Genomic DNA, 26,159 nt, shown 5'->3' with positions numbered 1-26,159 from the left:
AATGTCGGGCAACAAACTTGAGAACATTAACGTGGCGAATCAGGAACAACTGATTACCCCTGAAGCGCTGAAGCAGGAAATGCCATTGTCCAGCGCCGCCGCCGAAACCGTGGAAAAAGGACGTCAGGCCATCTATGACATTATGGACGGCAAGGACCACCGGTTATTTGTAGTCGTTGGCCCCTGCTCCATCCATGACGTTGAAGCTGCTCGCGATTACGCCACCAGGCTCAAGAAACTTGCCGACGAAGTCAGCGACACACTGCTGATTGTTATGCGTGTCTATTTTGAGAAGCCACGCACGACCGTAGGTTGGAAAGGTCTGATCAATGATCCCCACCTGAACGATACGTTCGACATTGAACAGGGGCTGCACATTGGCCGTCGGTTGCTTCTGGACATCGCCGAGATTGGCCTGCCAACGGCCACGGAAGCACTGGATCCGATTTCCCCCCAGTACCTTCAGGACAGCATTTCGTGGTCGGCCATTGGCGCCCGTACCACCGAGTCCCAGACTCACCGCGAGATGAGCAGCGGGCTTTCCATGGCCATCGGCTTCAAGAACGGCACGGATGGTAGCCTCGACGTCGCGGTAAACGCCATGAAGTCGGTTTCCCATCCCCACAGTTTCCTGGGTATCAACCAGAAAGGTCAGGTCGCGATCATTCGCACCAAGGGTAACAACTACGGCCACGTGGTTCTCCGCGGTGGCGGCGGTAAGCCCAATTACGATTCCGTCAGCGTCGCCCTGTGTGAACAGGCTCTGGATAAGGCCGGGCTGCGCAATTCCATCATGGTGGACTGCAGCCACGCCAACTCCAGCAAGGACCCGGCCATTCAGCCGTTGGTCATGCAGGACATTACCCACCAGATTCTGGAAGGTAACCAGTCTATTCAGGGCCTGATGGTGGAAAGCAATATCAACTGGGGCAACCAGTCCATCCCGGATAACCTGGCGGATCTGAAATACGGTGTCTCCGTCACCGATGCCTGTATTGACTGGCCGACCACCGAGAAAGCCATACGGGATATGCGCGAAAAGCTGAAGGACGTTCTGCCGAAGCGCAAAGGCTGAGAGCAGACAGTAAGCAGAAAAAAAGGGAGCCATCAGGCTCCCTTTTTTATGGGGTTGGTGAGACTGCCCCGATCCAGTCGAGGCGATCCCGTAACCCGACCACCTGCCCGATAATCACCAGCGTCGGTGGCTGAATCTGACGCTCGTTCACCCGAGCCACAATGGTCGAAAGATCCCCTGTGACCACCTCCTGATCCGGCGTGGTGCCTTTGGACACCAGAGCAACGGGCATATCACGGGTCATGCCATGGGCAATCAGCTCCCGACAGATAATGGGCAACCCCACCAATCCCATGTAGAAAACCAGTGTCTGGTTATTCTGGACGAAGTCTTTCCAGGGCAGATCACAGGTATCATTTTTCAGGTGACCGGTCACGAAACGCACGGACTGGGCGTAATTCCGATGAGTCAGGGGTATTCCGGCATACGCGGCGCAACCAGAGGCAGCAGTGATGCCTGGAACGACCTGAAAGCGGATGCCTGCTTCAGCGAGGGTTTCTATTTCCTCCCCTCCACGGCCGAAAATAAATGGATCGCCGCCCTTCAGACGGACGACTCGGCGCCCGTTTCGTGCCAGCTCCACCAGCCGATCGTTGATCTGTTCCTGTGGCAGTGTGTGGTTGGCGCGCTGTTTTCCTACGTGAACCCGCTCAGCAGACTCGGGAATGAGGGCCAGGATTTCCGGTGACACCAGGCGATCATACAGCACCACTTCCGCGGAGTTGATCAATCGCCAGGCTTTCAGGGTCAGAAGCTCCGGATCACCCGGTCCGGCACCAACCAGGGCGACCTCTCCACTAGAGGTGTTGGGGTTGTGGGTAACCGGATTGGTCCGGTACCGAACTGGTGCACGCCCCGCACTTACGCCCTTTCCTGGTGCATTGTCCCGATCGTTCATTGAATCTTTTCCAAACCTCCCATATATGGCTTCAATACGTCCGGAACCACGATGCTGCCATCCGCTTGCTGGTAGTTCTCCATGACCGCTATCAGTGCGCGGCCAACCGCAAGGCCTGAACCATTCAGAGTATGAACGGGCTCGGGCTTACCGGTTTCCGGATTACGCCAACGTGCATGCATGCGCCGTGCCTGAAAATCACGGGTATTGGAACAGGAGGAAATTTCACGGTATTTGTCCTGGCCTGGCAGCCATACTTCCAGATCGTAGGTCTTGGCTGCGGAGAAGCCCATATCACCGCCACAAAGCGCGACCACACGATAGGGCAACTCAAGCAGTTGCAGGACTTTCTCCGCATGGCCAGTCAGAGCCTCCAGGGCCGCTTCCGAGTCACCCGGACGGACAACCTGAACCAGTTCCACTTTGTCGAACTGGTGCTGGCGAATCATGCCTCGGGTATCCCGGCCGTAGGAGCCCGCTTCACTACGGAAACAAGGGGTATGACAGACCATCTTGAGCGGCAGTTCCCCGGCATCCAGAATCGTATCGGATACCAGATTGGTTGCCGGAACCTCGGCGGTGGGAATCAGGTAAAGAGGGTTCTCACCCTCGGTCTTGAACAGATCCTCCTCAAATTTCGGGAGCTGTCCTGTTCCATACAACGTCTCGGCATTGACCAGATAGGGTACATAAGTTTCGGTGTAGCCATGCTCACCGGTGTGCAGATCCAGCATGAACTGGGTCAGCGCCCGGTGCAGACGTGCGACCGGCCCCCGCATTATCGCAAAGCGGGAATGCGCCAGCCGTGATGCCGTTTCGAAGTCCAGCCCCTTGAGCTGTTCTCCCAGCGCCACATGGTCCTTGGGCTCAAACTCGAAGGACTTGGGGGTGCCCCAGGTCCGTACCTCAACGTTGTCATCTTCGCTGTCGCCCGCCGGCACGTCCTCATCCGGAAGGTTAGGGATTCCGGCGAGAAAGCTATTCAGTTCTTCCTGAAGCTTACGAAGCTCATCTTCAGCTTCAGATTTCTGCTTTTTGAGGTTTTCGACCTCGTCCAGCAGTGGCTTGATATCCTCGCCAGCTGCCTTGGCCTTGCCAATCGACTTGGAACGCTTGTTCTGCTCGCCCTGCAACGTTTCCGTCCGTACCTGAATGGCACGACGGCGCTCTTCAAGCTGCTCGAAGGTGGCGGTATCAAATTCGACGTTCTTGATGGTCAGCCGACGGGCGATCTCTTCAGTCTGAGTACGGACGCGTTTGGGGTCGAGCATGGTTATCCTGACTTTTCCGATTAGCGATGTGTGTTGAGTGACAGGCCATTATACCTGCACAAGCGCTGGTGGCTACCAGCTCAGGGATAGCGTTTACGGGGGCTTTCGGTGTTGCGGTCATCCAGTCGCTGGCGCTTTTCGGCAAGCTTGATTTCCAGGCCCCGGTTAACAGGCTCATAGTAGCGACGTTGATGAATGGCTTCCGGGAGATAGGACTCACCCGCAGCAAACGCTTCGGGTTCATCGTGGGCATAGCGGTACTCATCCCCATGACCGAGGCTTTTCAACAGTTTGGTGGGGGCGTTGCGGAGATGCACCGGCACCTCATAATCCGGATCATTGCGAATATCCGCCATACACTGATTAAACGCCTTGTACACCGCATTGCTTTTGGGCGACAGCGCCAGGTAGGTCACCGCCTGTGCCAGGGCCAGCTCCCCTTCCGGACTGCCCAGACGCTCCTGCGCTTCCCAGGCGTCCATGGCAGTTTGCAGCGCCCGGGGATCGGCGTTGCCAATGTCTTCGCTGGCAATGCGGACCAGTCGACGGGCAACGTACAGCGGGTCACATCCACCATCCAGCATGCGGCACAACCAGTACAGGGATCCATCGGGATCCGATCCCCGCACGGACTTGTGCAATGCGGAGATCTGGTCATAGAACACATCGCCGCCCTTGTCGAAGCGACGCAGGCTGGTCTGGAGCACCTGCTCCAGATGATCACTGGTAATCCGCATGACTCCCTGCGGATCTTCTTCCGCCAAATCAGCGGCGACTTCCAGCACATTGAGCGCTCTGCGGGCATCTCCACCAGACGCTGCAGCCATCGTAGCCAGTACGGACTCATCCACCGCCACCCGGCCCTCAAGCCCCTCACTTGCTTCCAGTGCGCGCCGAAGCAGAACCAGCACATCACTCTCTTCAAGGTTCTTGAGGACGTAGACCCGGGTTCTAGACAGCAGGGCGCTGTTCAGTTCAAAGGAGGGGTTTTCCGTGGTAGCACCCACGAAAATGAACGTACCGTCTTCAATATGGGGTAAAAAAGCGTCCTGTTGGCTTTTGTTGAAGCGGTGGACTTCGTCCACGAACAACAGGGTGTCCCTACCTTCACTGTGCTTACGGTGTTTCGCCCGTTCGACGATGGCACGAATGTCCTTCACCCCGCTCAGCACCGCGGAAACCGTCTCAAAGCTGAGGTCGCCGAGGTTTGCCAGTAACTGTGCGAAGGTCGTCTTACCAACGCCGGGCGGTCCCCACAGAATCATGGAGTGGAGCTGCCCCTGCTCGACGGCACGCCTCAGGGGTTTGCCGGGCCCCACCAGGTGGGCCTGGCCCACATATTCATCCAGGTTTCCGGGTCGCATGCGGGCTGCCAGTGGGCGAAACCCCTGCTGTCCGGTAAACAGGCTGTCCTGCATCAGGCCCCGTCCCGGATAACGTCCACCTCATCAGGGTAATCGAGGGTGAAGGCAGTATCTTCAATCGTCTGATTCAGCTTGATATCGTCAAAGCTGAGCACACTGATCTGCGACAGGGAATCCTCCATGCGCATTTCCTGAAGTTCTCCCTTGAAGAAGGTCAGCCGCAAAGACACGAACAAAGAATCAGCGTTTCTGGGCACAAGGGTAAATTCCTGGGTATGCTCACCCTTGCTGCGACCGGATACTTTGTAGGTTTCGTTCAGGTTGCCCACTTCCCCGCTGAGCAATAATGCCGGCGTTGTCTGCACACGCTCATCCAGGCTGTGAACGGTCACCTGCTCCAGGTCCGGGTCATAGACCTCAACGCTCGAACCATCGCTGACAATAAACTGGGGATACGGCTCACGGGTTTCCCAGTAGAAAAGGCCCGGACGTTTGGCTTTCAGGAAGCCGCGGGATTCCTGCACGCGGCTGCCGCCTTCATTGACCACTATCTGGATAAAGCGAGCCTGATAGGACTCGTAGCTTTCCAGCATTTGTGCCAGTTCAGAGGCATCCTGCTTACTGCCATCTTCAGCCTGCACCGCGAATGACGGCATCAGAACAGCCACCACAAACGACATCCAGAACAGTCGGGCAAGTTGTTTCATCGTCAGCTAACTCCTAGTCTCTTGGTGGTGGCGGTGCCAGCACTTCCCGCGCGCCATTATGGCCGGCGGCACTGACCACACCCGATGCTTCCATGGCATCAACCAGGTTTGCCGCCCGGTTGTACCCGATCTTGAATTTACGCTGAACGGAAGAGATCGAGACCCTCCGCCCTTCGGTCACAAACGCCACAGCTTCGTCATACAGGGCATCGCCGTCCTCGCCGCCGCCTTCGGTCAGCGTCGGCACCCCGGGCAGGTTCTCCCCCTCGGCACCGTTCAATACGTCGTCCACATACACCGGTTCGCCTCGTGCTTTCCAGGCACTGACCACCCGGTGAACCTCGTCGTCGTCCACAAAAGCGCCATGAACCCGAACCGGGAGGCCCGACCCGGGTGGCAGGTACAGCATGTCACCGTGGCCCAGTAGCTGCTCCGCGCCGCCCTGGTCCAGTACCGTCCGCGAATCGATCTTGGAGGACACCTGGAACGACATACGGGTCGGGATGTTGGCCTTGATCAGGCCGGTGATGACATCCACCGAAGGTCGCTGGGTTGCCAGTATCAGGTGAATACCTGCCGCCCTCGCCTTCTGAGCGATCCGGGCAATCAATTCTTCCACCTTCTTGCCGACGATCATCATCATGTCGGCGAATTCGTCGATTACCACCACAATAAACGGCAGGGTTTCCAGTTCAGGCCGGTCCTGCTCATCGTTGGCCAGGTATTCATCCGGTTTCCAGAGCGGGTCCAGAATCGGTTCGCCGGCCGCCGCAGCGTCCCGGATCTTGCGATTGTAGCCGGCAAGGTTGCGGACTCCGAGGCTGGCCATCAGCCGATAACGGCGTTCCATTTCAGCCACACACCAGCGCAGGGCGTTGGCGGCCTCTTTCATATCCGTCACCACCGGCGCCAACAGGTGCGGAATACCATCGTAAATGCTGAGTTCCAGCATTTTCGGGTCGACCATGATAAAGCGGACTTCATCCGGTGTGGCTTTCAGCAGCATGCTCAACAGCATGGCGTTCACGCCGACGGATTTACCGGAACCCGTGGTACCCGCCACCAACAGGTGCGGCATCTTGGCCAGATTGGCGACCATTGGATTGCCGCCGATGTCGTTACCCAACGCCAAAGTGAGAGCTGAGGAGGACTCCGTAAACACCCGGGCACTCAGCACTTCACTCAGACGCACCATCTCGCGCTCTTCGTTGGGAATCTCGATCCCGACAACGGATTTGCCCGGAATAACTTCCACAACCCGGACACTCAGCACCGCAAGGGAGCGGGCAAGGTCTTTGGCGAGGTTGGAAATTTTGCTGACTTTGACGCCAGGTGCCGGTTTGATCTCAAAGCGCGTAATCACCGGCCCCGGATTGACTTCAACGACCTCCACGGAAACGCCAAAGTCCGCCAGTTTCTCCTCCAGCAACCGGGACATGTGCTCAAGGGATTCTTCCGAGTAGCCCTTTTCCTTATGTTCCTCAGGCGGGTCCAACAAAGAGATCGGCGGAATCGGGCTCTCCACGTCCTCAAGCAAGGATGGTTGACTCCCCTTGCTGTTCTTATCGTTCCTGGCAGGCTCGTCGCGCTTGAATGGCGAGATTTTCAACGCCCGGGAGACCGCTCCCTTGGGCTCGGCCTTTTCTTTTCTCCGGGTACCATTAACGGAGGGTGGCTCCACCGGCTCCGCCACATCATCCCGTGAACTGAAGCTCTCAAGCCGGGCAGGTTCCGGATCCTGGGGAGACTCAAAGCCATCAATCGCCGGCTCACGACGGTCCGTCCTGCCGTTGTCAGCCCCGGGTCCCGCTTTCTTGGGAGCAAGTCCGGGAATTTTATGCCACCAGCGCTCTCCAGCGGCTTTCTTCGCCGCGCCATCGCCACCAATCCGATCCTTTACCACCGGTGGTTCAGGCTGCTTCTTCGCCGCTGGCTCCGGCTTCTGCGGCTTCTGCGTTTTTTCCTGCTTACCAACCGCGCTGAACAGGTTTTTCAACCAGGTGCCGAAACGAATGGTGTTCAGCCCTACCTGGTCCATCAGCCAGAACCACGACAGACCCGTGGTTACCGTGAGTGCAAACAGGAATATCGCAATAAGCAGAAGGGTTGTCGCCGGCAGGTTGAAAAACCGAACCATCGCTTCGGATACGGCGGCTCCCAGAACCCCACCGGAGGAAACGCCAAGCCCGAACACGGAATAGAGTGACAACAGGCTGGTCGACGACAGCAGAATCAGCAGGAAACCGCCAAAACGCATCATCAGTAACGGCCAGTGCAAATCCAGCGGATCATTACGACGGCGGATCAACATTACTGCGTAGCCGGCAATCATCAACGGAAACAGGAAGGCCACATGACCAAAGAAGTCCATTAGCAGACTGGCAATCCAGGCCCCCGTGCGACCGGCATAGTTCTGCACACTGGTTTCATGCCCAATGCTTGCCCAGCCCGGATCCATTGGGTTAAACGTTACCAACGCCATCGCCATGTATATACACAGGGCAATCAGGGCAATAACGGCACCCTCACGGCTGCCCTGGGCAGCCAGACGACGAAATCGCTGCTGTTTATCGGTCAGTTCCCGTGACTTTTGCGCTTTTGCAGACTCTGCCATGAATACTCAGACGTTTCCGTTGCTGTTATTTTTCAAGGGCCCTGAAACCGCGCTCAAGATCGATCTTCAGGTCCTCGACCGCTTCTATGCCTACCGACAATCGGACCAGGTTCTCTGTTATCCCGGCCTGAGCCTTGTCTTCAGGGGATAACCGCCCGTGGGTGGTAGTGGCCGGGTGGGTAATGGTCGTTTTGACATCTCCCAGGTTGGCCGTAATGGAAATCATCCGTGTACCGTCGATAAAGGCCCAGGCCTCTTCCCTGCCCCCTTTAAGGCGGAACGACAAGACGCCACCGAAGCCTTTCTGTTGCTGCCTGGCCAGCTCATGCTGGGGATGGCTGCTCAGCCCTGCATAAAACACCTCGGCAACGGCCGGCTGCTGTTCCAACCACTGCGCCAACTCTAACGCATTGTCGCAATGGGCTCGCATACGGATTGGTAAGGTTTCCAATCCCTTAAGGAACACCCACGCATTAAACGGGCTCATGGTGGGGCCGGCAGAACGCAGGAACCCGTATACCTCTTCCATCAGTTTGTCTGATCCGACCACGACACCGCCGACACAGCGACCCTGACCATCCAGATACTTGGTGGCCGAATGGATGACGACATCAGCACCATGCTCAAAGGGGCGCTGTAATACCGGCGTGCAGAAACAGTTATCCACGACAAACAGGGCGTCATTGTCTTGGGCAAGGTTCGCCAGTGCCCTCATATCGGCAATCTCGCACAGTGGATTGGATGGCGTTTCAATGAACAACATCCGGGTTTCCGGTCGGACAGCGGCTTCCCATTGCGCCATATCGGTTAGATTGACGAACGTTGTCTCGACACCGAACCTGGCCATGTACTTCTGGAGCAGCACGTTGGTTGTTCCGAAAACACCACGGGAACAAATCACATGATCACCGGACTGCAGCAGCGCCATGCAGGTACTGAGGATCGCGGCCATGCCGGACGACGTGGCGACAGCCCGCTCACCACCCTCCATCGCAGCAATACGCCTCTCAAACGCCTGCACTGTCGGGTTGGTGAACCTGGAATAGATGTTCCCCGGCTCTTCCCCGCCAAACCGAGCGGCAGCCTGGGCCGCACTGCCATAGACAAAGCTCGATGTCGGAAAGATCGGGTCGCTGTGCTCCAACTGACCAGTGCGGATCTGCCCCGCGCGCACCGCCAGTGTGTCGACTGACATGCCTTCGAGATCCGATTCGGGAATCCAGACCTGTTCATCGCGGCAAAATGTCATGGTTCGCTCCTGCTATTGGCGGGGTGGCAGTTAATCTTCATCGTTGTACAGATCAATGATGCCGTTATCGGCCGGGTCCGCTCCCGCTGCCTGGAAGCGATTCTCGTCGTTCCGCATGGCTTCCAGCTTGCTCAGGTAGGCTTCGTCAACATCCCCCGTGACATATTCGCCTGTGAACACGGAACATTCCCAGCCTTCAATATCAGGGTTTACATCGCTGACACAGGTAATCAGGTCACCCAGGTCCTGGTACAGGAGCCAATCAGCACCGATCAGATCACGGATCTCGTCCTCGGTACGGTCATGGGCTATGAGCTCGCTGGCCGACGGCATGTCGATTCCGTAAACATTCGGATACCGAACGGGAGGCGCAGCCGATGCAAAATACACGTTACGGGCACCAGCGTCCCTGGCCATCTGTACAATTTCTTTACAGGTTGTACCGCGAACAATGGAATCATCCACCAGCATGACGTTCTTGCCCCGGAACTCCAGATCGATGGGGTTGAGCTTCTGGCGAACCGACTTTTTGCGCATTTTCTGGCCAGGCATGATGAACGTCCGGCCAATATAACGGTTTTTGATGAACCCCTCGCGGAATTTGACCCCAAGCAGATGAGCCATCTGCATGGCAGATGTCCGGCTGGTGTCCGGGATTGGCATCACGACGTCAATATCGTGCTCAGGGCGCTCCCTCAGGACTTTTTCCGCCAGGGTTTCCCCCATCCGCAGCCGTGCCTTGTAGACCGACACCTTATCGATGATCGAGTCCGGACGGGCAAAATAAACGTGCTCGAAAATACAGGGGTACAGGTGTGCCTTCTCTGAACACTGTTCGGTGTACAGGGTACCGTCGGTCTCAATATAGACTGCTTCGCCCGGTGCAATGTCCCTCACCAGAGTGAACCCGGCAGCACTCAGCGCCACACTCTCGGAGGCGATCATGTATTCCTTGCCATCGTCGGTTTCGCGCACACCGTAACAGGCCGGACGAATGCCATTGGGGTCACGGAAGCCCACGATCCCGTACCCGGTGATCATGGCAATGACAGCATAGGCACCACGACAACGCTTGTGCACCGCACGCACCGCCGAGAAGATTTCATCCTTGGTGGGGTCAAGCTTGCCCAGCTTCTGCAGTTCGTGGGCAAACACGTTCAGCAGGACTTCGGAATCCGAGTTGGTATTGATGTGGCGCAGATCAGTACGGAACAGATCCTTGCTAAGATCGTCGGCGTTGGTAAGGTTACCATTGTGAGCCAGGGTGATGCCGTACGGACTGTTGACATAGAAGGGCTGGGCTTCGGCTGAGCTCGAGCTGCCGGCAGTCGGGTACCGCACATGCCCTATTCCGACATTACCGACCAGACGGCGCATATGTCGGGTGTGGAACACATCCCGCACCAACCCGTTGTCCTTGCGAAGGTTAAACCGATCATTCTGAAACGTAACAATGCCCGCCGCATCCTGGCCCCGGTGCTGTAAAACGGTCAGCGCATCATAAAGCGTCTGATTCACGTTGGAAGTACTGACTATGCCGACAATGCCACACATGGATACGGTAATCTCCGAAGCGTTATAACTGAATGTTAACGGGACGCGGAAACGGGTTCCACGCCTTCTTTCTGCTGAAGTTCATTGGGACTGGCAGCGCCCTCGTCTGCCGGCCCCAGGAATCGGGCAAATTCATCCCCAAGAGTACGTCTGGACCAGTCTTCCACGACGGCCAGCCGATCAATCATGATGGAGGTTCTCCACCAGGTGTCCTGAGCCAGTGGGGTATAACGGGTGAACGCTATCCCCACAATCACCACCACCAAACCTCGAAGCAGGCCAAATCCCATACCCAGCACACGGTCAGTGGCGGACAGTCCGGTGGCGCGGACAAGATGGCCAATCATGTTATTAATAATGGCACCAATGATCAGTGTGCCAAAAAACAGTATTGCAAACGCCGCCACCAGCCGAACCAGTGGGGTTTCGACAGTACTTTCCAGCAAAGATTGCATCTGGGGATGAAACGTCCGCGCGATAATGAACGCGCCGACCCAAGTGACAAGCGAGAGAGCTTCTTTAACAAAGCCCCGCTTGAGGCTGATAAGAGTGGATACGGAAATTAGGGCAATGATGACCCAGTCAATCCAGATCAGCGCTTCCATGGAAAACCCGGTGGTGATATTGAAGCGCGAATTCTAACAGGAAACGCCCCCGTACCAAACCGCCGGTTTTCCATTATACGTTCGGCCGGAGACCTTATTTGCCTCCGCTGGTCACCAGGCTGTTCAGACCGAATTCTCGATCCAGCGCCCGCTTGGCCCGCTCAGCCTCGGCTTTCTCAGCAAACGGCCCACTGAAAACCCTGGTCAGGGTTGTATCGCCACGCTGGATTTTCTGGAGGTGGGAGTTGTAGCCCTGATCGCGAACCTTGTTGCGAAGGTTGCGGGCATTATCGGCACTGCCAAAGCTGCCAAGCTGAACCACCCAGGCGCCATCGAGTGAACCGGCGTATTCGGCAGAATCTACCTGCTGGCTACTTTCCTGAACCGGCTGTTCGCGCTCGGGTTCGGGCTCCTGCGCCACGGGCTGCTCTACTGGCTCTGACGTTTCTGTCGGGGACTCCGGCTCAGGTTCTGATCGGGAAACGGGCTCTTGCGGTTCGTCAACACGCTGTACCTGGCGTTGGGCATCTGAGTCAGACACTGGCTCAGGCTCGCCGGATTCCTCCAGGCGATAGGCCGGAGCATCCGCAGCGGGCGGCTCGGGCGCATCAACTTCCGGGAATGGCGGCTCCTCCGGGATGTTAATCGAACTGGAAGTACGTTCAGAATGGGGTTCATCAAATAGCATTGGCACAAAAATAACCGCGAGAGAAATCAGCACCAATGCTCCGATTATTCTTTGCTTCAGTCCGTCCACGTCTTGATGTCCCCTGTTTATCTCACTGGCGGCGATGGTTGTTGGCAATCAGGCCAGATACTAACTGCCTGCTACCGATAACTCAAAGGCTCTCCCCGGGCATGACCAAACTTTAAGACTGAACTGTCACCTTCCAGTTATTCCGCCAACAAAAATCGACGAACCTCCGCTACGGTAAAGAAGGATCCGAAGGCAATGATCAGGTCATCAGGATTAGCGTTATTCAGCGCCAACTGCAGGGCATCGGATACAGTATCGCAGTTAGTGATATCCAATCCGGGATTGGATGACGCAACTCGCTCCCCAAGCTCACCAACTGCAAGCCCCCGGGGGCAGTCCAGACCACCCAGATACCATTGATCAACCACTGACGACATAGCCTGTACAACCCCCTCAACATCTTTGTCCGAGAGCGCTCCGTATACTGCAATCAACCGCCCTGTGGACGCCTTTATGGCCTCAAGGCGGCCCGCGAGCCAACGGGCGGCGTGGGGATTATGACCGACATCCGCGTACACTGCGGGATGGCTGCCCAATTTCTCGAATCGCCCTGGAGCACGGACCCGTGCAATCACCTGGGCTACCGAATCAAGCGACAGCTCCGGCTCGAGCTCCCGAAAGGCAACCACTGCCGCAGCAACGCTGTTTACTGGTAACGGCACTGTAGGGAGTGACACAACCAGACCGTCGCTTTCGAAGCGAAGGGTCACTTCCTCGCCTGAGTCAGCCACATAATAGGTTTCATCCAGCCGCTGCAGTGGTACACGTTGTGCTGCTACCTGCTGCAGGACGGACCGTGGTGGATCGGTATCCGCGTAGATGGCCGGAATCCCGGGCCTGAGTATGCCCGCTTTTTCGAAGCCGATAATCTCCCGGTCATTGCCGAGAAAGGCAACATGGTCGATATCCACTGAAGTTATAATCGCCAGGTCAGGGTCAAGCACATTTACCGCATCCAGACGCCCGCCGAGTCCAACCTCCAGAATCCAGTCCTCAACACCGGCTCCGGCCAACAACACGAAAGCGGCAAGAGTGCCAAACTCGAAGTACGTCAGCGTGACGCCCCTTCGGGCGGCCTCCACCTCACGGAAAGCAGCAATCAGTTCCCCATCCGCAACGTCCTTGCCATTCACCCGCACCCGTTCGTTATATCGTTGGAGATGTGGTGAGGTATAGGCGCCGGTCGTCCGCCCCGCTGCCATCAACAAGGCCTCGAGGCAGGCAACGGCGCTGCCCTTTCCATTGGTGCCGGCCACGGTGATAATCCGCCCCTTCGGTTTGCGCGGAAAAAGCCGCCGCAGCACCATCAGAACGCGATCAAGGCCAAGATCAATTTCTGCGGGGTGAATCGATTCGAGGTAGGAAAGCCACTGGTCCAGTGTGGCTCCGGCACCCGGAGCTTCCGGGTGCCGGGATACATGATCAGTTTTCGGGGGCATCGGTTTCCGGTCTTTCGCTGACTTCAAACTCTATCGGATCTTCGCTCGCCGGCTTTTCCTGCCCTGTAAACTTCGCCAGCACATGGGTGATGCGCTCACGCATCTGGTGGCGATGAAGAATCATGTCGATGGCTCCGTGCTCCAGCAGAAATTCACTGCGCTGGAAACCTTCCGGCAATTTTTCCCGAACGGTTTGCTCAATGACCCGGGGACCGGCAAACCCGATCAGCGCATTGGGCTCGGCGATATTGAGGTCACCCAGCATGGCCAGACTCGCGGATACCCCGCCGAATACGGGATCGGTCATGACCGAAATATAGGGGATACCTTCCTGCTTCATGCGCTCAAGCACTGCCGCAGTTTTCGACATTTGCATCAGGGAGAGTATCGCTTCCTGCATGCGCGCCCCCCCACTGGCAGAAAAACAGACCAGGGGAATTCGTTCCTCCAGGCAGACATTCGCCGCCTGCACGAATTTTTCGCCGACAACCTGCCCCATGGAGCCGCCGAGGAAATTGAACTCAAAGGCACACGCCACCAGAGGCAGCCCAAGAGTAGTACCCTTCATGGCAACCAGGGCGTCCTTCTCGCCCGTCGCCTTCTGAGCGTGAGCGAGACGGTCCTTGTAGCGCTTGCTGTCCTTGAATTTGAGCCGATCCCAGGGCTCCAGATCTGCCGCAATTTCTTCGCGGCCATCGGCATCCAGGAAGATATCCAGTCTGCGACGGGCGTTCACCCTGAGATGATGATTACATTTGGGGCAGACATCCAGATTCTTCTCAAGCTCAGGCTTGTACAGGAAGGCACCGCATTTGGGGCACTTCTTCCACAAACCTTCAGGTACGCCAGTACGCTGCTTGGATTCCGAGCGGATCTTGCTCGGCATGATTTTGTCCAGCCAGTTACTCATGTTCTCATCCTGTCCTTTGATGCCTGCCCGCCTGTTTTCCTGAAAATCAGGAAGCCAGGCCGTCCAGTGCTTCTCGCATCGGGTGGAGCAGATCCGTCAGAGCCCGTTTCAGCTGATCAGAATCTGCCTGGTTTCGGGCTATTGTATCGACCAATACGCTGCCAACAATTACACCATCGGATACCCGCCCGACTGCTGCCGCGGTTTCCGCATCACGAATACCAAAACCGACGCCGACCGGCAGTGCGGTGATTTCATGAATGTGGGCGACCCTCGAAGCCACTTCGTCCACGTCTATTTTGCCAGCACCGGTAATACCCTTGAATGAAACATAGTACACATACCCGGAGGAGTGCTCACTGATTGAACGAATACGGTCATCCGTGGTGGTGGGGGCCAGCAGGAAAATGGCATCCAGATTACGGGCGGTGAACAACGGCGCAACCTCATCTGCCTCCTCGGGAGGAAGATCCACAGTGAGGATACCGTCAACACCGGCATCCGCCGCTGCATCCGCAAAGGCTTCGTATCCCATGGCTTCCATCGGGTTCAGGTAGCCCATCAAAACCACAGGCGTGGTGTCATCGGTTTCCCTGAACTGCTTGATCATAGCGATCACCTGGCGCAGGGAAGTACCGTGCTTCAGAGCCCTTTCACAGGCCATCTGAATCACCGGGCCATCCGCCATGGGATCGGAGAACGGCACACCCAGTTCAATAATATCCGCACCCGCCTCTACGAGGGTATGCATCAGACCAACGGTTTGGTCCGGGTGCGGATCGCCCGCCGTAATGTAAGGGATCAACGCCTTGCGTCCCTGCCCTTTCAGGGACTTGAGCACCCCTTCAATTCGACTCATGCCTGCTCCTGTGTCTTGTACGCTGATTGTTTACCGGTTGATCAGACTTCAATGCCATCCAATTGGGCGATGGTGTGTATATCCTTATCGCCACGGCCTGAGATATTAATCACGATGACCTGATCTTTGTCCATCGTTGGCGCCAGCTTCAGGGCATAGGCGACAGCGTGTGCGGTTTCCAGGGCGGGCATTATGCCTTCAACCCGGGTAAGCTTGCGGAAGCCATCCAGGGCTTCGTCATCCGTCACCGATACATACTGGGCGCGACCGATGTCTTTCAGCCAGCTGTGCTCAGGGCCAACGCCCGGGTAATCAAGGCCTGCACTCACGGAGTGGGTACTGGCAATCTGGCCGTTCTCGTCTTCCATCAGGTAGGTCCGGTTACCATGGAGTACCCCCGGACGGCCCGCGCACAGCGGTGCCGCATGCTGGCCGGAGTCGATACCCAGACCACCAGCCTCTACGCCGTACATCTGCACACTCTCATCCGTGAGGAACGGATAGAACATGCCAATGGCGTTAGAACCGCCACCCACGCATGCGACCAGCGCATCCGGGAGCTTTCCAGCCTGCTCGAGCGATTGACGGCGAGTTTCCCGACCAATCACCGACTGGAAATCCCGCACCAGTAACGGATAAGGATGCGGACCGGCCACCGTACCGATGATGTAGAAAGTATCATCAACGTTGGCCACCCAGTCACGCATGGCATCGTTCATGGCATCCTTCAGCGTCTTGGTGCCGCTTTGTACCGAGTGGACCTCGGCGCCCAAAAGTTTCATCCGATACACATTCAGGGACTGACGCTTGACGTCTTCTGCCCCCATGAACACATGACACTCCAGCCCCAGCCGTGCGCATACCGTGGCCGTTGCAACGCCATGCTGGCCAGCACCGGTTTCGGCAATGACCCGCTTTTTCCCAAGGAAGCTCGCCAGCAGTGCCTGACCAATAGTGTTGTTAACCTTGTGGGCGCCAGTATGGTTCAAGTCTTCCCGCTTGAGCCAGATCTGGGCACCGCCGGTTTCCCGGGTGAGGCGCTCGGCAAAATACAGGGGGCTGGGGCGGCCCACGTAGTTCGCAAGATCCTCATCAAACGTTTTTTGAAATTCAGGGTCGTTCTTAAGACGCAGGTATTCTTTTTCCAGCGTCATCAGGGAATCCATCAGGGTTTCCGACACAAACCGTCCGCCGTAGGCACCGAAGTGACCCCGTGCATCCGGAAGTGCGCTTAGCATTTCTTCAGTCAGTTTCATCGACACGGTGAACCTCGTTTATAAAGTCGGAAATTTTTGCGCTGTCTTTCACGCCCTTGCTGCTCTCCACGCCCCCACTGACATCCACAGCCCAGGGCCTAACCTGCTCTACGGCGCTGGCAACATTATCAGATGCCAGCCCGCCGGCCAATATCAGTGGTAGCGGGCGACTGGTCGGAATCAATGACCAGTTGAAGCTTTTACCAGTGCCGCCATAACGCTGGGGATCCCAGGCGTCGACCAACAATCCGCTGGCGTTACGATAGCGCTCATACGCGGCCTCAATATCACCGGCCTGACGAACACGAACCGCCTTGATCCAACGCCTGCCGAAGCTGGCACAGAACTCCGGCGATTCATCGCCATGGAACTGAAGGAGATCAAGAGGAACAGAGCTCAGAACCTGCTCAACCCACTCCCGTTCCGGATTCACAAACAGCCCTACCGCCCCGGAAAACGCTGGCAGGAGCGACACAAGCTCCTTTGCCGACGCTGGGCTTACGGACCGGGGGCTGGGCTCATAGAATACGAAGCCCAGTGCATCCGCGCCTGCCTGTGCAGCAGCTCGAACATCTTCGGGTCGGGTTATGCCACAGATTTTTACTCGGGTTCTCATAGGCCTTGAGTCAGTTAGTTCGGTGTGTCCACGTGGGCTGCCGTGGCGAGTTGTCCCCGAGATCAAACCAGGGACGGAGAAACCCTGGACCACAAAGCGCTGGCGGTATCCCGAATCGCTCGGGGTACCCTACATCCACCAGATACAATCCGAACGCCGGGGCGGTAACCCCCGCCACCGTGCGGTCCCTGGCCCCCAGTATCTCACGAATCCAGTCGACGGGTCGCTTCCCGGTACCAACCGCCATCAAGGCCCCGGCCATATTCCTTACCATATGATGCAGGAATGCATTGGCCTGTACATCTATTACGACAAACTCGCCTTTTCGGCTTACCTGGATGTGCTCCATAAAGCGGTTGGGGCTACGTGACTGGCATCCTGCCGCCCGAAACGATGAGAAGTCGTGCTCACCCCGCAGAAACTGCGCCGCCTCATTCATCCTCTCCGCATCCAGCGGGCGGAACGTCCAGCTGACTTGCCCTCGTTGAATGCCTGGCCTGACCGGATGGTTATAGATTACGTAACGGTAGCGGCGATAGGTGGCTGAAAAACGGGCATGAAAATCGCCAACACCATTGCCCGCCCAGTGTACGGCTATATCGTCAGGCAGCGCCGTATTGATGCCCATCACCCACGACCGCAGGTTGCGTACCGACGAGGTGTCGAAATGCGCGATCTGATAGCTGGCATGGACACCAGCATCGGTCCGTCCCGCACATACCAGGTCGACCTCGTGATCGGCGACTTTTGAAACCGCCCTGGCCAACTCAGCCTCGACTGATCGTACACCGGATTTCTGCAACTGCCAGCCGTGGAAGGAGCGCCCGTCGTATTCAAAAGCCAGTACGACGCGACCATTGCCAATGGCGTTTTCAGTGGTAAGTGCTTGAGGGTTCAGGAACAAGTGATAATCCGACTAACCGGTATAACAAAACAAAACGCCGACTGTGACCGGGACACTGTCCCGAGAGTCGGCGTTCTGGGTTCGATAAACCTGATTATAACGAATCAGGACAGATTTTTAAGGAGATCCTGTGCCTCGGCCTTCTGCTCATCATCTCCTTCCAGCGCTACTTCTTCGAGGATATCACGAGCGCCGTCCATATCCCCCATCTCAATATAGGCTCTGGCAAGGTCAAGCTTGGTGGCCGCCTCGTCAGTGCCTGCGAGGAAATCAAAATCATCATCGTCGCCAAGATCGGACTCATTAATGTCATCAGCGGCAGATTTTCTGGCACTGGAATCCAGCGAGTCAGAAGCCACAGGTGGCTCCATGTCACTCTCAGCGGGCGATTCCTCCGGGGCAGCAGTTTCAGCGGTTTCATCGGAATCGCCAAGGTCCGGCAACTCCTCTTCCCGCCCTTCAGCGGCCTCCAGGCTCTCTTCAGCAGATGCCAGCTCCTCCGGCGTCTCACTGTCCTTGTCCATCAGCGAATCCTCCAGGTCAAGCTCCTCATCAAGCTCTGGGGGGGGCTCCGGGGTTTCGGTCGTATCAGTGTCCTCGGAATCCGCAAACTCTTCCATCAGCGCCAAGTCTTCATCGGAGACGTCCAACTCCAGATCGTCGAGTCCGGACTCTTCGCTGGTCAGGGATTCGTCGTCCTCGGATTCACCGGCAACCTTATCCAGCTCTGCGTCCAGCTCATCCAGGAACGACTCATCAAGATCTCCAAGCCCTTCATCTTCCGGCTCTTTCTCCTCGGAGGATTCCTCAAACGACGCCGACTCCTTTGCCTGCTCTGAAGAGTCATCCGTGGTGAAATCGGTCTCAAGACTTTCGAAGTCCTCAAGCGACAGTTCGTCAGCCAGGTCATCAGCGGTATCGTCATCAGACTTCTCAAGATCGAAGTCCAACGCCTCGTCCTCCTCACGGGTCTCGAAATCAGAGGCAGAGTCATCAGTGGATTCTTCCAGGCCAGACAGGTCGTACTCAACCATACCACTGTCGGATTCGGCCTCAGCCTCAGCCTTATCCTCTTCGACTGCGGAATCCTGGTCCAACGAATCGGTTATTTCGAGGTCAGAGAAATCAACGTCCAAATCCTCTAGCTCATCCGCAGGTTGCTCCGGCTGGCTGGATTCGGCCTGATCATTGCGAGACTCAACGTTCTGCTCGAAGGAATCGGAACGCAACTGGGATTCCAGATCATCAATGCTGGGCGTAGCCTCCGCATCTTCGAGTTTTTCACGCAGCGCACCGGCTTCCCTGATTGCACTGTCATCCTCCAGCGCTTCAATCTCCCGGAACTGCTTCTCAAAAGAGTCCCGGTTCTGAGCATCAGCATAAACGCCCAGCAACATCAGCCTCAGGTCAGTACGACTGGGCTCGTGGGAAATCGCTGTCTCCAGTGTCTGTACAGCTTTGTCTTCCTGACCGTAGGCGATGTAGGTTTCCGCCTCCGCCATGGGATCATCTGCGGCAACCTCGCCCTTACCTTCGTCATCAAGACTCAGATCAAAGGAATCCGACTCACCTTCCTCGCCGTTCAACTCGTCATAGAATTCTTTCTCGCGGTTGGCACTTCGGCGAGCGAGGAGCAGCAGTAACAACAACAGCAGGATCAGACCACCACCCAGGGCGATCTGGTACAGCGTGTTATTCGTGATCGCATCAATAATGTTCGCGGGAAAACCCTTGGCCGGCTGTTGCGCCGGCGCAGCCGGTTGTCCGGCAGTGTCTGTGTCTGACGGAGCAACCGACGGCGGAGTTTCAGCCTCCGGCTCCCCACCGTCCTCTACCGCTGAAGACGGATCCTGAGCAGCCATGCCAGATTCATCACCGGCAACCATCTCCTCATCGGCACCCGCCTCGCTATCTTCGGCTACCGCCTCATCAGCAGCGGACTCAACCATCTCCGCATCGGGCTCAACGCCGTCGGGCTCACCTGCCCCTTCCGGACCGTCGCCGTCTGGCTGTTCCGCGCCGTCCTGACCGGCTGTCAGGTCACCCGCTGCCATGGATTCTTCATCCATGGCACCTTCGCCCGCTTCCTGGTCAGCTTCCTGATCCGCGACTGGAGCGTCATCCTCACCAGTCATCTGCTGCATATCAGCAAGCTGACTGTTCTTCAGTTCGAGCAATCGCTGCAGGGTTTCCACCTGATCCTGCAGATCTTCGACCCGGGTATTCAGCTCCTCGTTCTCTCGACGGGCGCTTTCCAGCTCCTCCATAGCGACTGCGGATCCGGCATCAACGCCGCCCGCCGTTTGACCATCGCCGCCGGCTGAGCCGCCTTCCTCGCTATCGCGACCACCGGCTTCATCCGCTGTAATCAGCCTGAGCTCATCACCGCCGGCACTGTCGGAACCTGCCACCCCGGTTTCTGGCGCTGGCGCGGGCGTTGCCGCGTCCGTAGCGTCAACGGTTCTGGTCGGGCTGGAGAACTCGTCGTTCTGGACCGCCACCTGACGATTAGCCTCAGACCGACTGCGACGCTGAATCTGCTCCAGATCCGGAATCCGGAGCACCTCACCGCGTTTGAGCCGGTTAATGTTGTCGCCCATAAACGCATTCGGATTGAGATCCTGAATGGCGAGCATCACCTGCTGCATGGATACGCTGTCATTCGGGCGGACGCTCTGCGCGATTTTCCAAAGCGTATCGGACGAACCGGTAGGGCCAAATGTGCGGGGGCTGCCAGTCGTTTGCGGAGCGGCAGGGCCATCGGTACGCGGGGCAGTCCTGGTACTGGATTCAGGTGCAGATATCTGACCGGTGGACGGCGCGGTGACCTGCTCCTGGATTCCCGACTCTTCGGCGTAAACGGGAGGGTCCACCAACACTGAGTATTCGCGCATCAAGCGACCGCTTGGCCAGGTCACTTCCAGCAGAAAATTAAGATACGGTTCCCGAAGGGGTTCTCTTGAGGACACATTGACGATCAAACTACCGTCGCTGCTGGTCGTAATCTCAAACTGGAGCTTGGTAAGGAAGTAGTTTCGATCAATACCCACTCTCTGATAATCGTTCTCAGAGGCGATATTGACGAATACATCGTCAGGATCAATTCCCTGGCTTTTTCGCAGATTAATATCTGCCTCAAGCGGCTCATTGAGATAGGACTGCAGTTCAATTTCACCCAGCCCCAGGGCCTGAGCGACACCGGAACCGAGCCCTCCCGCCAGAGCCAGGGCAACCGCAAGCTTGCGTACCTTCATGCTTTTTCCTTACCAGTCTCCGTTATTCGTTACTGCTTTCTCAAACAGAATCGGACGAGGTTGGATGACTTCCGTCTGGTTTTCTATAGTTGTTGTGTAATTTTATTAATTTTCAGTGGGCCAAGTATTGTTGATAAAGCCCTTTTTATCAATCAATCAGCTTCAGTCGTTGTACCATTTTTTTATAAAAGGTATGGAACTTACTGTTACCGAACGATGATCTGCCTCATCAATACAGGAAATAGTAGCCTAACCCAGGTACTGACACCGACAACTTCGCTGTTAAAAAATAACAGGGGCGGAGACCGATTTCAGCCTCCGCCCCTTACCCGGTTCTCTGAAACCGGACACAGTTGGCATTTAATACCAACTGTTACACGGCAGTTAACGCTCCTGGAGAATCCGGAGCATCCTGCGCAGCGGCTCGGCGGCGCCCCACAGTAACTGATCCCCAACGGTGAACGCGGAAATATACTCCGGCCCCATGGTCAGTTTGCGGATACGGCCGATAGGCACACTCAGAGTTCCTGTCACCTTCGCCGGAGTCAGCTCCTCAATGGTCGCATCACGATCATTGGGAATGACTTTCACCCAATCATTGGCCTTCGCCAGAATGGACTCGATCTCGGAAACCGGCAGGTCCTTTTTGAGCTTGATGGTCAGCGCCTGACTGTGGGAGCGCATGGCACCAATCCTGACACAGATACCATCGATGGGAATCGGGTTATCGGAACGACCAAGAATCTTGTTGGTCTCGACGCCCGCTTTCCATTCCTCCTTGCTCATGCCGTTATCAAGTTGCTTGTCGATAAACGGAATCAGACTGCCAGCCAGGGGCACCTGGAAGTGCTCGGTCGGAAACCCTTCAGAGCGCATGGTTTCGGTAACCTTACGGTCAATTTCCAGGATTGCCGACGATGGGTCGTCCAGCTCACTCTTGACGTTATTGTTCAACTCACCCATCTGGTTGAGCAACTCGCGCATGTTCTGAGCACCGGAACCGGAGGCCGCCTGGTAGGTCATAGGAGACACCCACTCGATCAGGTCCTGCTCCAGCAGCCCACCGAGGGCCAGCATCATCAGACTGACCGTGCAGTTACCGCCGATGTAGTCCTTGACGCCCTTGTCCAACGCCTCGTCGATGACATTGCGGTTGACCGGGTCAAGCACAATCACGGAATGATCCACCATCCGCAGCGTGGATGCCGCATCAATCCAGTAGCCTTCCCAGCCTGCGTCGCGCAGTTTCTGGTAGACCTCGCCGGTGTAATCGCCACCCTGACAGGTAACGATCACGTCCACGGTTTTCAGGATATCGATATCAAACGCGTCCTGCAGGGGCGGAACACCTTCCTTACCGACATCCGGCGCCGGTTTACCGGCCTGGGACGTGGTAAAGAATACCGGTTCGATATCCGCGAAATCGTTTTCTTCACGCATGCGCTGCATGAGGACAGAGCCCACCATGCCACGCCAACCAATAAGTCCAACTCGCTTCATGTGCGACCTTTGAACCTCGTTTTATGCCCGCCCTCTACCTTTATCGCTGGCAGGGACAGGATGGATGATCCCGCGGCAACTGCGTCCCGTTGCCGTCGGGTCTCAAATGCTGTGACCTGGGGTGCGACTTACAATGCCGCCAGAACCGCCTCACCCATTTCGCGGGTGGACACTTTCTTCGCACCTTCAGACATGATGTCCGCAGTACGAAGCCCCTGGTCCAGTACTTTGCTGACTGCCGCCTCGATGCTTTCAGCGGCTTTTTCCTCGCCCAGACTGTATCTCAGCATCATCGCAGCACTGAGGATTGTAGCCAGCGGATTGGCCACGCCCTGACCGGCAATGTCCGGCGCCGAACCGTGGCAAGGCTCGTACATGCCCTGCTTTTCCGAGTTCAGCGATGCCGATGGCAACATGCCAATCGAGCCAGTCAGCATAGCCGCTTCGTCCGAAAGAATATCACCAAACATGTTGCCAGTCACAATCACGTCGAATTGTTTGGGGGCACGAACCAGCTGCATGGCTGCGTTATCAACATACATGTGGGACAACTCAACGTCGGGATACTCCCGGCGCAAGTCTTCCATGATTTCCCGCCACAGAACCGTCACCTCCAGAACGTTGGCCTTGTCGACGGAACACAGTTTTTTGCCACGCTGCTGCGCCGCCTCAAATGCCACCCGACCGATACGACGGATTTCCGATTCGGTGTAGGCGTATGTGTTGTAACCCTGCCGTTCACCGCTTTCCAGCTCACGCACACCGCGGGGTTGGCCAAAATAGATGCCTCCGGTCAGCTCCCGCACGATCATGATGTCCAGACCGGAAACCACTTCCGGCTTCAGGGAAGACGCGGATGCAAGCTGCGGGTAGAGAATCGCCGGGCGGAGGTTGGCAAACAGTTCAAGGCTGGAACGCAGACCCAGCAACCCCTTTTCCGGACGTTTGGCCATCGGCAGACTGTCCCATTTGGGACCACCGACGGCGCCCAGAACAATGGCATCCGCCTTGCGGGCTTTCTCCAGGGTGTCGTCAGGCAGTGGACTGTCCGTTTCATCAATGGCAGCGCCACCAACCAGCCCGGACTCAAAGGTCAGGCCGAGGTCAAATTTTTCGTTGATCTTGTGGAGCACCTTCTCAGCTTCAGCGACGATTTCCGGGCCGATGCCGTCACCCGGCAGCATTAATACAGTTCTGGACATAGTTGTTCCTTAAATTGCTTTGAATAACCACGGGGCCGTTTTGCGGCGGCTTTCTTCGTATGACCTGATCAGCTCTGCATCTTCCAGCGTGACACCAATGTCGTCCAGCCCGTTAAGCAGGCAGTGCCGCCGGAAATCGTCCACATCGAAGCTGAAGGATTCTCCGGACGGTGTGGTCACGGTTTTTGCCTCAAGATCCACCGCCAACTGATAACCTTCCTGCGCTTCCGCCTCCCGGAAAAGCTGGTCAACTACTTTCTCTTCTAAAACAATGGGCAACAAACCATTCTTAAAGCAGTTGTTGTAGAAAATATCGGCAAAACTGGGCGCGATAATCACCCGGAAGCCGTAATCATCCAGCGCCCAGGGGGCATGCTCACGACTGGACCCACAACCGAAGTTCGCCCGGGCCAGAAGAACGCTGGCGTTTTTATACCGGTCCTGGTTCAACACGAAGTCGGGATTGATTGGCCGCTGAGAACAATCCTGGTCTGGCTTGCCTTCGTCCAGATAGCGCAGTTCATCGAACAGGTTGGGACCAAACCCAGTGCGCTTGATCGATTTCAGGAACTGCTTGGGAATGATCATGTCCGTATCCACATTGGAACGGTCCATGGGGGCGACAATGCCCTGGTGTTGCGTAAATGCGCGCATGGTTCTCTCCTGTGGATCAGTGCATCAATTCGCGGACATCAATGAAATGGCCGGTGACAGCGGCTGCCGCGGCCATGGCCGGGCTGACCAGGTGGGTACGGCCACCGAAGCCCTGACGGCCCTCAAAGTTCCGGTTCGAGGTAGACGCACAGTGCTCGCCCTGCCCCAGCTTGTCTGCATTCATAGCCAGACACATGGAGCAACCCGGATCGCGCCACTCCAGACCAGCCTCAATGAAGATCTTGTCCAGACCTTCCTGTTCGGCCTGCGCTTTCACCAGCCCGGATCCGGGAACCACCATGGCCTGCTTGAGCGTCGGCGACACCTTGCGCCCCTTTACCACCGCTGCTGCTTCACGGAGATCCTCAATGCGACTGTTGGTGCAGGAGCCAATAAACACGCGATCCAGCTTGATGTCGGTAATGGGCATGTTCGGCTGGAGCCCCATGTATTTAAGCGCCCGGACGATGCCCTCGCGTTTGATGGGGTCTGCCTCTTTCTCCGGGTCGGGGACATTGCCGTCGACCCCGGCCACCATTTCCGGAGAAGTCCCCCAACTGACCTGAGGTTTAATCGCCGAACCATCAAGTTCCACAACCTTGTCGAACACAGCATCATCGTCACTGTGCAAGGTACGCCAGTAGTCAACAGCGGCGTCCCACTGATCGCCTCTGGGCGAGAACGGGCGGTCCTTGACATAGTTGATGGTGGTGTCATCCACGCCCACCATACCGACACGGGCACCCGCCTCAATGGCCATGTTGCAGATGGTCATGCGGGCTTCCATGCTCAGATCCTGAATGGCTTCACCACCGAATTCGATGGCGTAACCAGTACCGCCTGCGGTACCAATCTTTCCAATAATCGCCAGTACGACGTCTTTACCGGTGACGCCTGGCCCAAGCTTGCCGTTGACCTTAACCAGCATGTTTTTCATCTTCTGCTGCACCAGGCACTGGGTCGCCAATACATGCTCTACTTCCGAGGTGCCGATACCATGCGCGAGACAGCCGAATGCGCCATGGGTGGAGGTGTGAGAGTCACCACAGACAATCGACATGCCCGGCAGAGTCGCGCCCTGCTCCGGACCGATCACGTGGACGATGCCCTGGCGCTGGTCCTTGATCTTGAATTCGAGGATGCCGAATTCATCGCAGTTCTTGTCGAGGGTCTCGACCTGGATGCGGGAGACCGGATCGACGATGCCTTCCACGCCGCGTTCGCGGTCGGTGGTGGGTACGTTGTGATCCGGCGTGGCAATATTGGCATCAATCCGCCACGGCTTACGTCCGGCGAGGCGCAGTCCCTCGAATGCCTGGGGCGAAGTGACTTCGTGAAGCAACTGTCGGTCAATGTAAATCAATGCGGAACCGTCATCCCGCTGTTTGACGAGATGATCGTCCCACAATTTGTCGTATAAGGTCTTGCCCGCCATGGTTCTCTCTCACTCTCTGGGGGTTTCTGGTTATAA

At 56.8% G+C, this 26,159-nt stretch carries 20 protein-coding genes and 1 pseudogene; 1 reads left to right on the top strand and 20 read right to left on the bottom strand.

The annotated features are described in order from the left end of the window. Window position 1: 1 nt before the first annotated feature. Window positions 2-1,075: a 3-deoxy-7-phosphoheptulonate synthase gene (locus Q0Y21_RS09170; RefSeq protein ID WP_297794112.1), complete on the top strand. Its 1,074-nt coding sequence runs from the start codon at window positions 2-4 to the stop codon at window positions 1,073-1,075. 46 nt (window positions 1,076-1,121) lie between these two features. On the opposite strand, the pseudogene cobA reads toward Q0Y21_RS09170, so the two are convergent. The 20 genes and pseudogenes from cobA to leuC all read right to left on the bottom strand — a co-directional run. Beyond that, window positions 1,122-1,982: pseudogene (gene cobA, locus Q0Y21_RS09165) on the bottom strand (uroporphyrinogen-III C-methyltransferase); the annotation flags it as partial. After that, window positions 1,970-3,244 carry a serine--tRNA ligase gene (gene serS, locus Q0Y21_RS09160; RefSeq protein WP_297794107.1) on the bottom strand — a complete coding sequence of 425 codons (1,275 nt, stop codon included), beginning with the start codon at window positions 3,242-3,244 and terminating at the stop codon, window positions 1,970-1,972. The pseudogene cobA and the gene serS, both read right to left, overlap by 13 nt. Before the next feature lie 80 nt (window positions 3,245-3,324). Continuing rightward, complete coding sequence (locus Q0Y21_RS09155) at window positions 3,325-4,662, bottom strand: replication-associated recombination protein A (RefSeq protein ID WP_297794104.1); 1,338 nt, start codon at window positions 4,660-4,662, stop codon at window positions 3,325-3,327. Beyond that, window positions 4,662-5,264, bottom strand: a complete 603-nt coding sequence (gene lolA / locus Q0Y21_RS09150) for an outer membrane lipoprotein chaperone LolA (protein WP_297795367.1) — start codon at window positions 5,262-5,264, stop codon at window positions 4,662-4,664. Before lolA ends, Q0Y21_RS09155 begins: the two co-directional genes overlap by 1 nt. A gap of 64 nt (window positions 5,265-5,328) precedes the next feature. After that, window positions 5,329-7,929 carry a DNA translocase FtsK gene (locus tag Q0Y21_RS09145; RefSeq protein ID WP_297794101.1) on the bottom strand — a complete coding sequence of 867 codons (2,601 nt, stop codon included), beginning with the start codon at window positions 7,927-7,929 and terminating at the stop codon, window positions 5,329-5,331. A 25-nt stretch (window positions 7,930-7,954) separates the two neighbouring features. After that, window positions 7,955-9,178, bottom strand: coding sequence for an O-succinylhomoserine sulfhydrylase (locus tag Q0Y21_RS09140; protein ID WP_297794099.1), 1,224 nt, complete (start codon window positions 9,176-9,178; stop codon window positions 7,955-7,957). A 30-nt stretch (window positions 9,179-9,208) separates the two neighbouring features. Beyond that, window positions 9,209-10,732 (bottom strand): amidophosphoribosyltransferase, encoded by a 1,524-nt coding sequence (gene purF / locus Q0Y21_RS09135; protein ID WP_297794096.1) that lies wholly within the window; start codon window positions 10,730-10,732, stop codon window positions 9,209-9,211. A 35-nt stretch (window positions 10,733-10,767) separates the two neighbouring features. Further along, window positions 10,768-11,337, bottom strand: coding sequence for a CvpA family protein (locus Q0Y21_RS09130; protein WP_297794093.1), 570 nt, complete (start codon window positions 11,335-11,337; stop codon window positions 10,768-10,770). Between the two features lie 94 nt (window positions 11,338-11,431). After that, window positions 11,432-12,094, bottom strand: a complete 663-nt coding sequence (locus Q0Y21_RS09125; protein ID WP_297794091.1) for an SPOR domain-containing protein — start codon at window positions 12,092-12,094, stop codon at window positions 11,432-11,434. Between the two features lie 137 nt (window positions 12,095-12,231). Then, a complete protein-coding gene (folC, locus tag Q0Y21_RS09120) occupies window positions 12,232-13,533 on the bottom strand; it encodes a bifunctional tetrahydrofolate synthase/dihydrofolate synthase (RefSeq protein ID WP_297794088.1) in 1,302 nt (433 codons plus the stop codon). Next, the gene (gene accD / locus Q0Y21_RS09115; RefSeq protein ID WP_297794085.1) at window positions 13,517-14,443 is read right to left on the bottom strand and encodes an acetyl-CoA carboxylase, carboxyltransferase subunit beta; all 927 of its coding nucleotides are present in this window, start codon (window positions 14,441-14,443) and stop codon (window positions 13,517-13,519) included. The genes folC and accD overlap by 17 nt, the downstream gene beginning before the upstream one ends. A gap of 46 nt (window positions 14,444-14,489) precedes the next feature. Further along, on the bottom strand, window positions 14,490-15,302 hold the full coding sequence (gene trpA / locus Q0Y21_RS09110) for a tryptophan synthase subunit alpha (protein WP_297794082.1): 813 nt from the start codon (window positions 15,300-15,302) through the stop codon (window positions 14,490-14,492). Window positions 15,303-15,343: 41 nt separating this feature from the next. Then, the gene (gene trpB, locus Q0Y21_RS09105) at window positions 15,344-16,558 is read right to left on the bottom strand and encodes a tryptophan synthase subunit beta (protein ID WP_297794079.1); all 1,215 of its coding nucleotides are present in this window, start codon (window positions 16,556-16,558) and stop codon (window positions 15,344-15,346) included. Further along, window positions 16,545-17,174: a phosphoribosylanthranilate isomerase gene (locus Q0Y21_RS09100; RefSeq protein WP_297794077.1), complete on the bottom strand. Its 630-nt coding sequence runs from the start codon at window positions 17,172-17,174 to the stop codon at window positions 16,545-16,547. Before Q0Y21_RS09100 ends, trpB begins: the two co-directional genes overlap by 14 nt. Window positions 17,175-17,184: 10 nt before the next feature. Next, window positions 17,185-18,078: a tRNA pseudouridine(38-40) synthase TruA gene (gene truA, locus Q0Y21_RS09095; RefSeq protein ID WP_297794074.1), complete on the bottom strand. Its 894-nt coding sequence runs from the start codon at window positions 18,076-18,078 to the stop codon at window positions 17,185-17,187. A 104-nt stretch (window positions 18,079-18,182) separates the two neighbouring features. After that, entirely contained in the window at window positions 18,183-21,332 is a 3,150-nt protein-coding gene (locus Q0Y21_RS09090; protein ID WP_297794072.1) for a FimV/HubP family polar landmark protein, read from the bottom strand. Between the two features lie 384 nt (window positions 21,333-21,716). Then, window positions 21,717-22,832: an aspartate-semialdehyde dehydrogenase gene (gene asd / locus Q0Y21_RS09085; RefSeq protein WP_297794070.1), complete on the bottom strand. Its 1,116-nt coding sequence runs from the start codon at window positions 22,830-22,832 to the stop codon at window positions 21,717-21,719. A gap of 128 nt (window positions 22,833-22,960) precedes the next feature. Then, window positions 22,961-24,034: a 3-isopropylmalate dehydrogenase gene (gene leuB / locus Q0Y21_RS09080; protein ID WP_297794067.1), complete on the bottom strand. Its 1,074-nt coding sequence runs from the start codon at window positions 24,032-24,034 to the stop codon at window positions 22,961-22,963. A gap of 9 nt (window positions 24,035-24,043) precedes the next feature. Next, complete coding sequence (gene leuD, locus Q0Y21_RS09075; RefSeq protein ID WP_297794064.1) at window positions 24,044-24,688, bottom strand: 3-isopropylmalate dehydratase small subunit; 645 nt, start codon at window positions 24,686-24,688, stop codon at window positions 24,044-24,046. Between the two features lie 16 nt (window positions 24,689-24,704). Then, window positions 24,705-26,123: a 3-isopropylmalate dehydratase large subunit gene (gene leuC / locus Q0Y21_RS09070; protein ID WP_297794061.1), complete on the bottom strand. Its 1,419-nt coding sequence runs from the start codon at window positions 26,121-26,123 to the stop codon at window positions 24,705-24,707. Window positions 26,124-26,159 lie beyond the last annotated feature (36 nt).

It is taken from the genome of uncultured Marinobacter sp. (assembly GCF_947259545.1).
GTDB lineage: Bacteria > Pseudomonadota > Gammaproteobacteria > Pseudomonadales > Oleiphilaceae > Marinobacter.
Note: the sequence above shows the minus strand (reverse complement) of the source record. Positions and strands in the feature narration are given on the sequence as shown.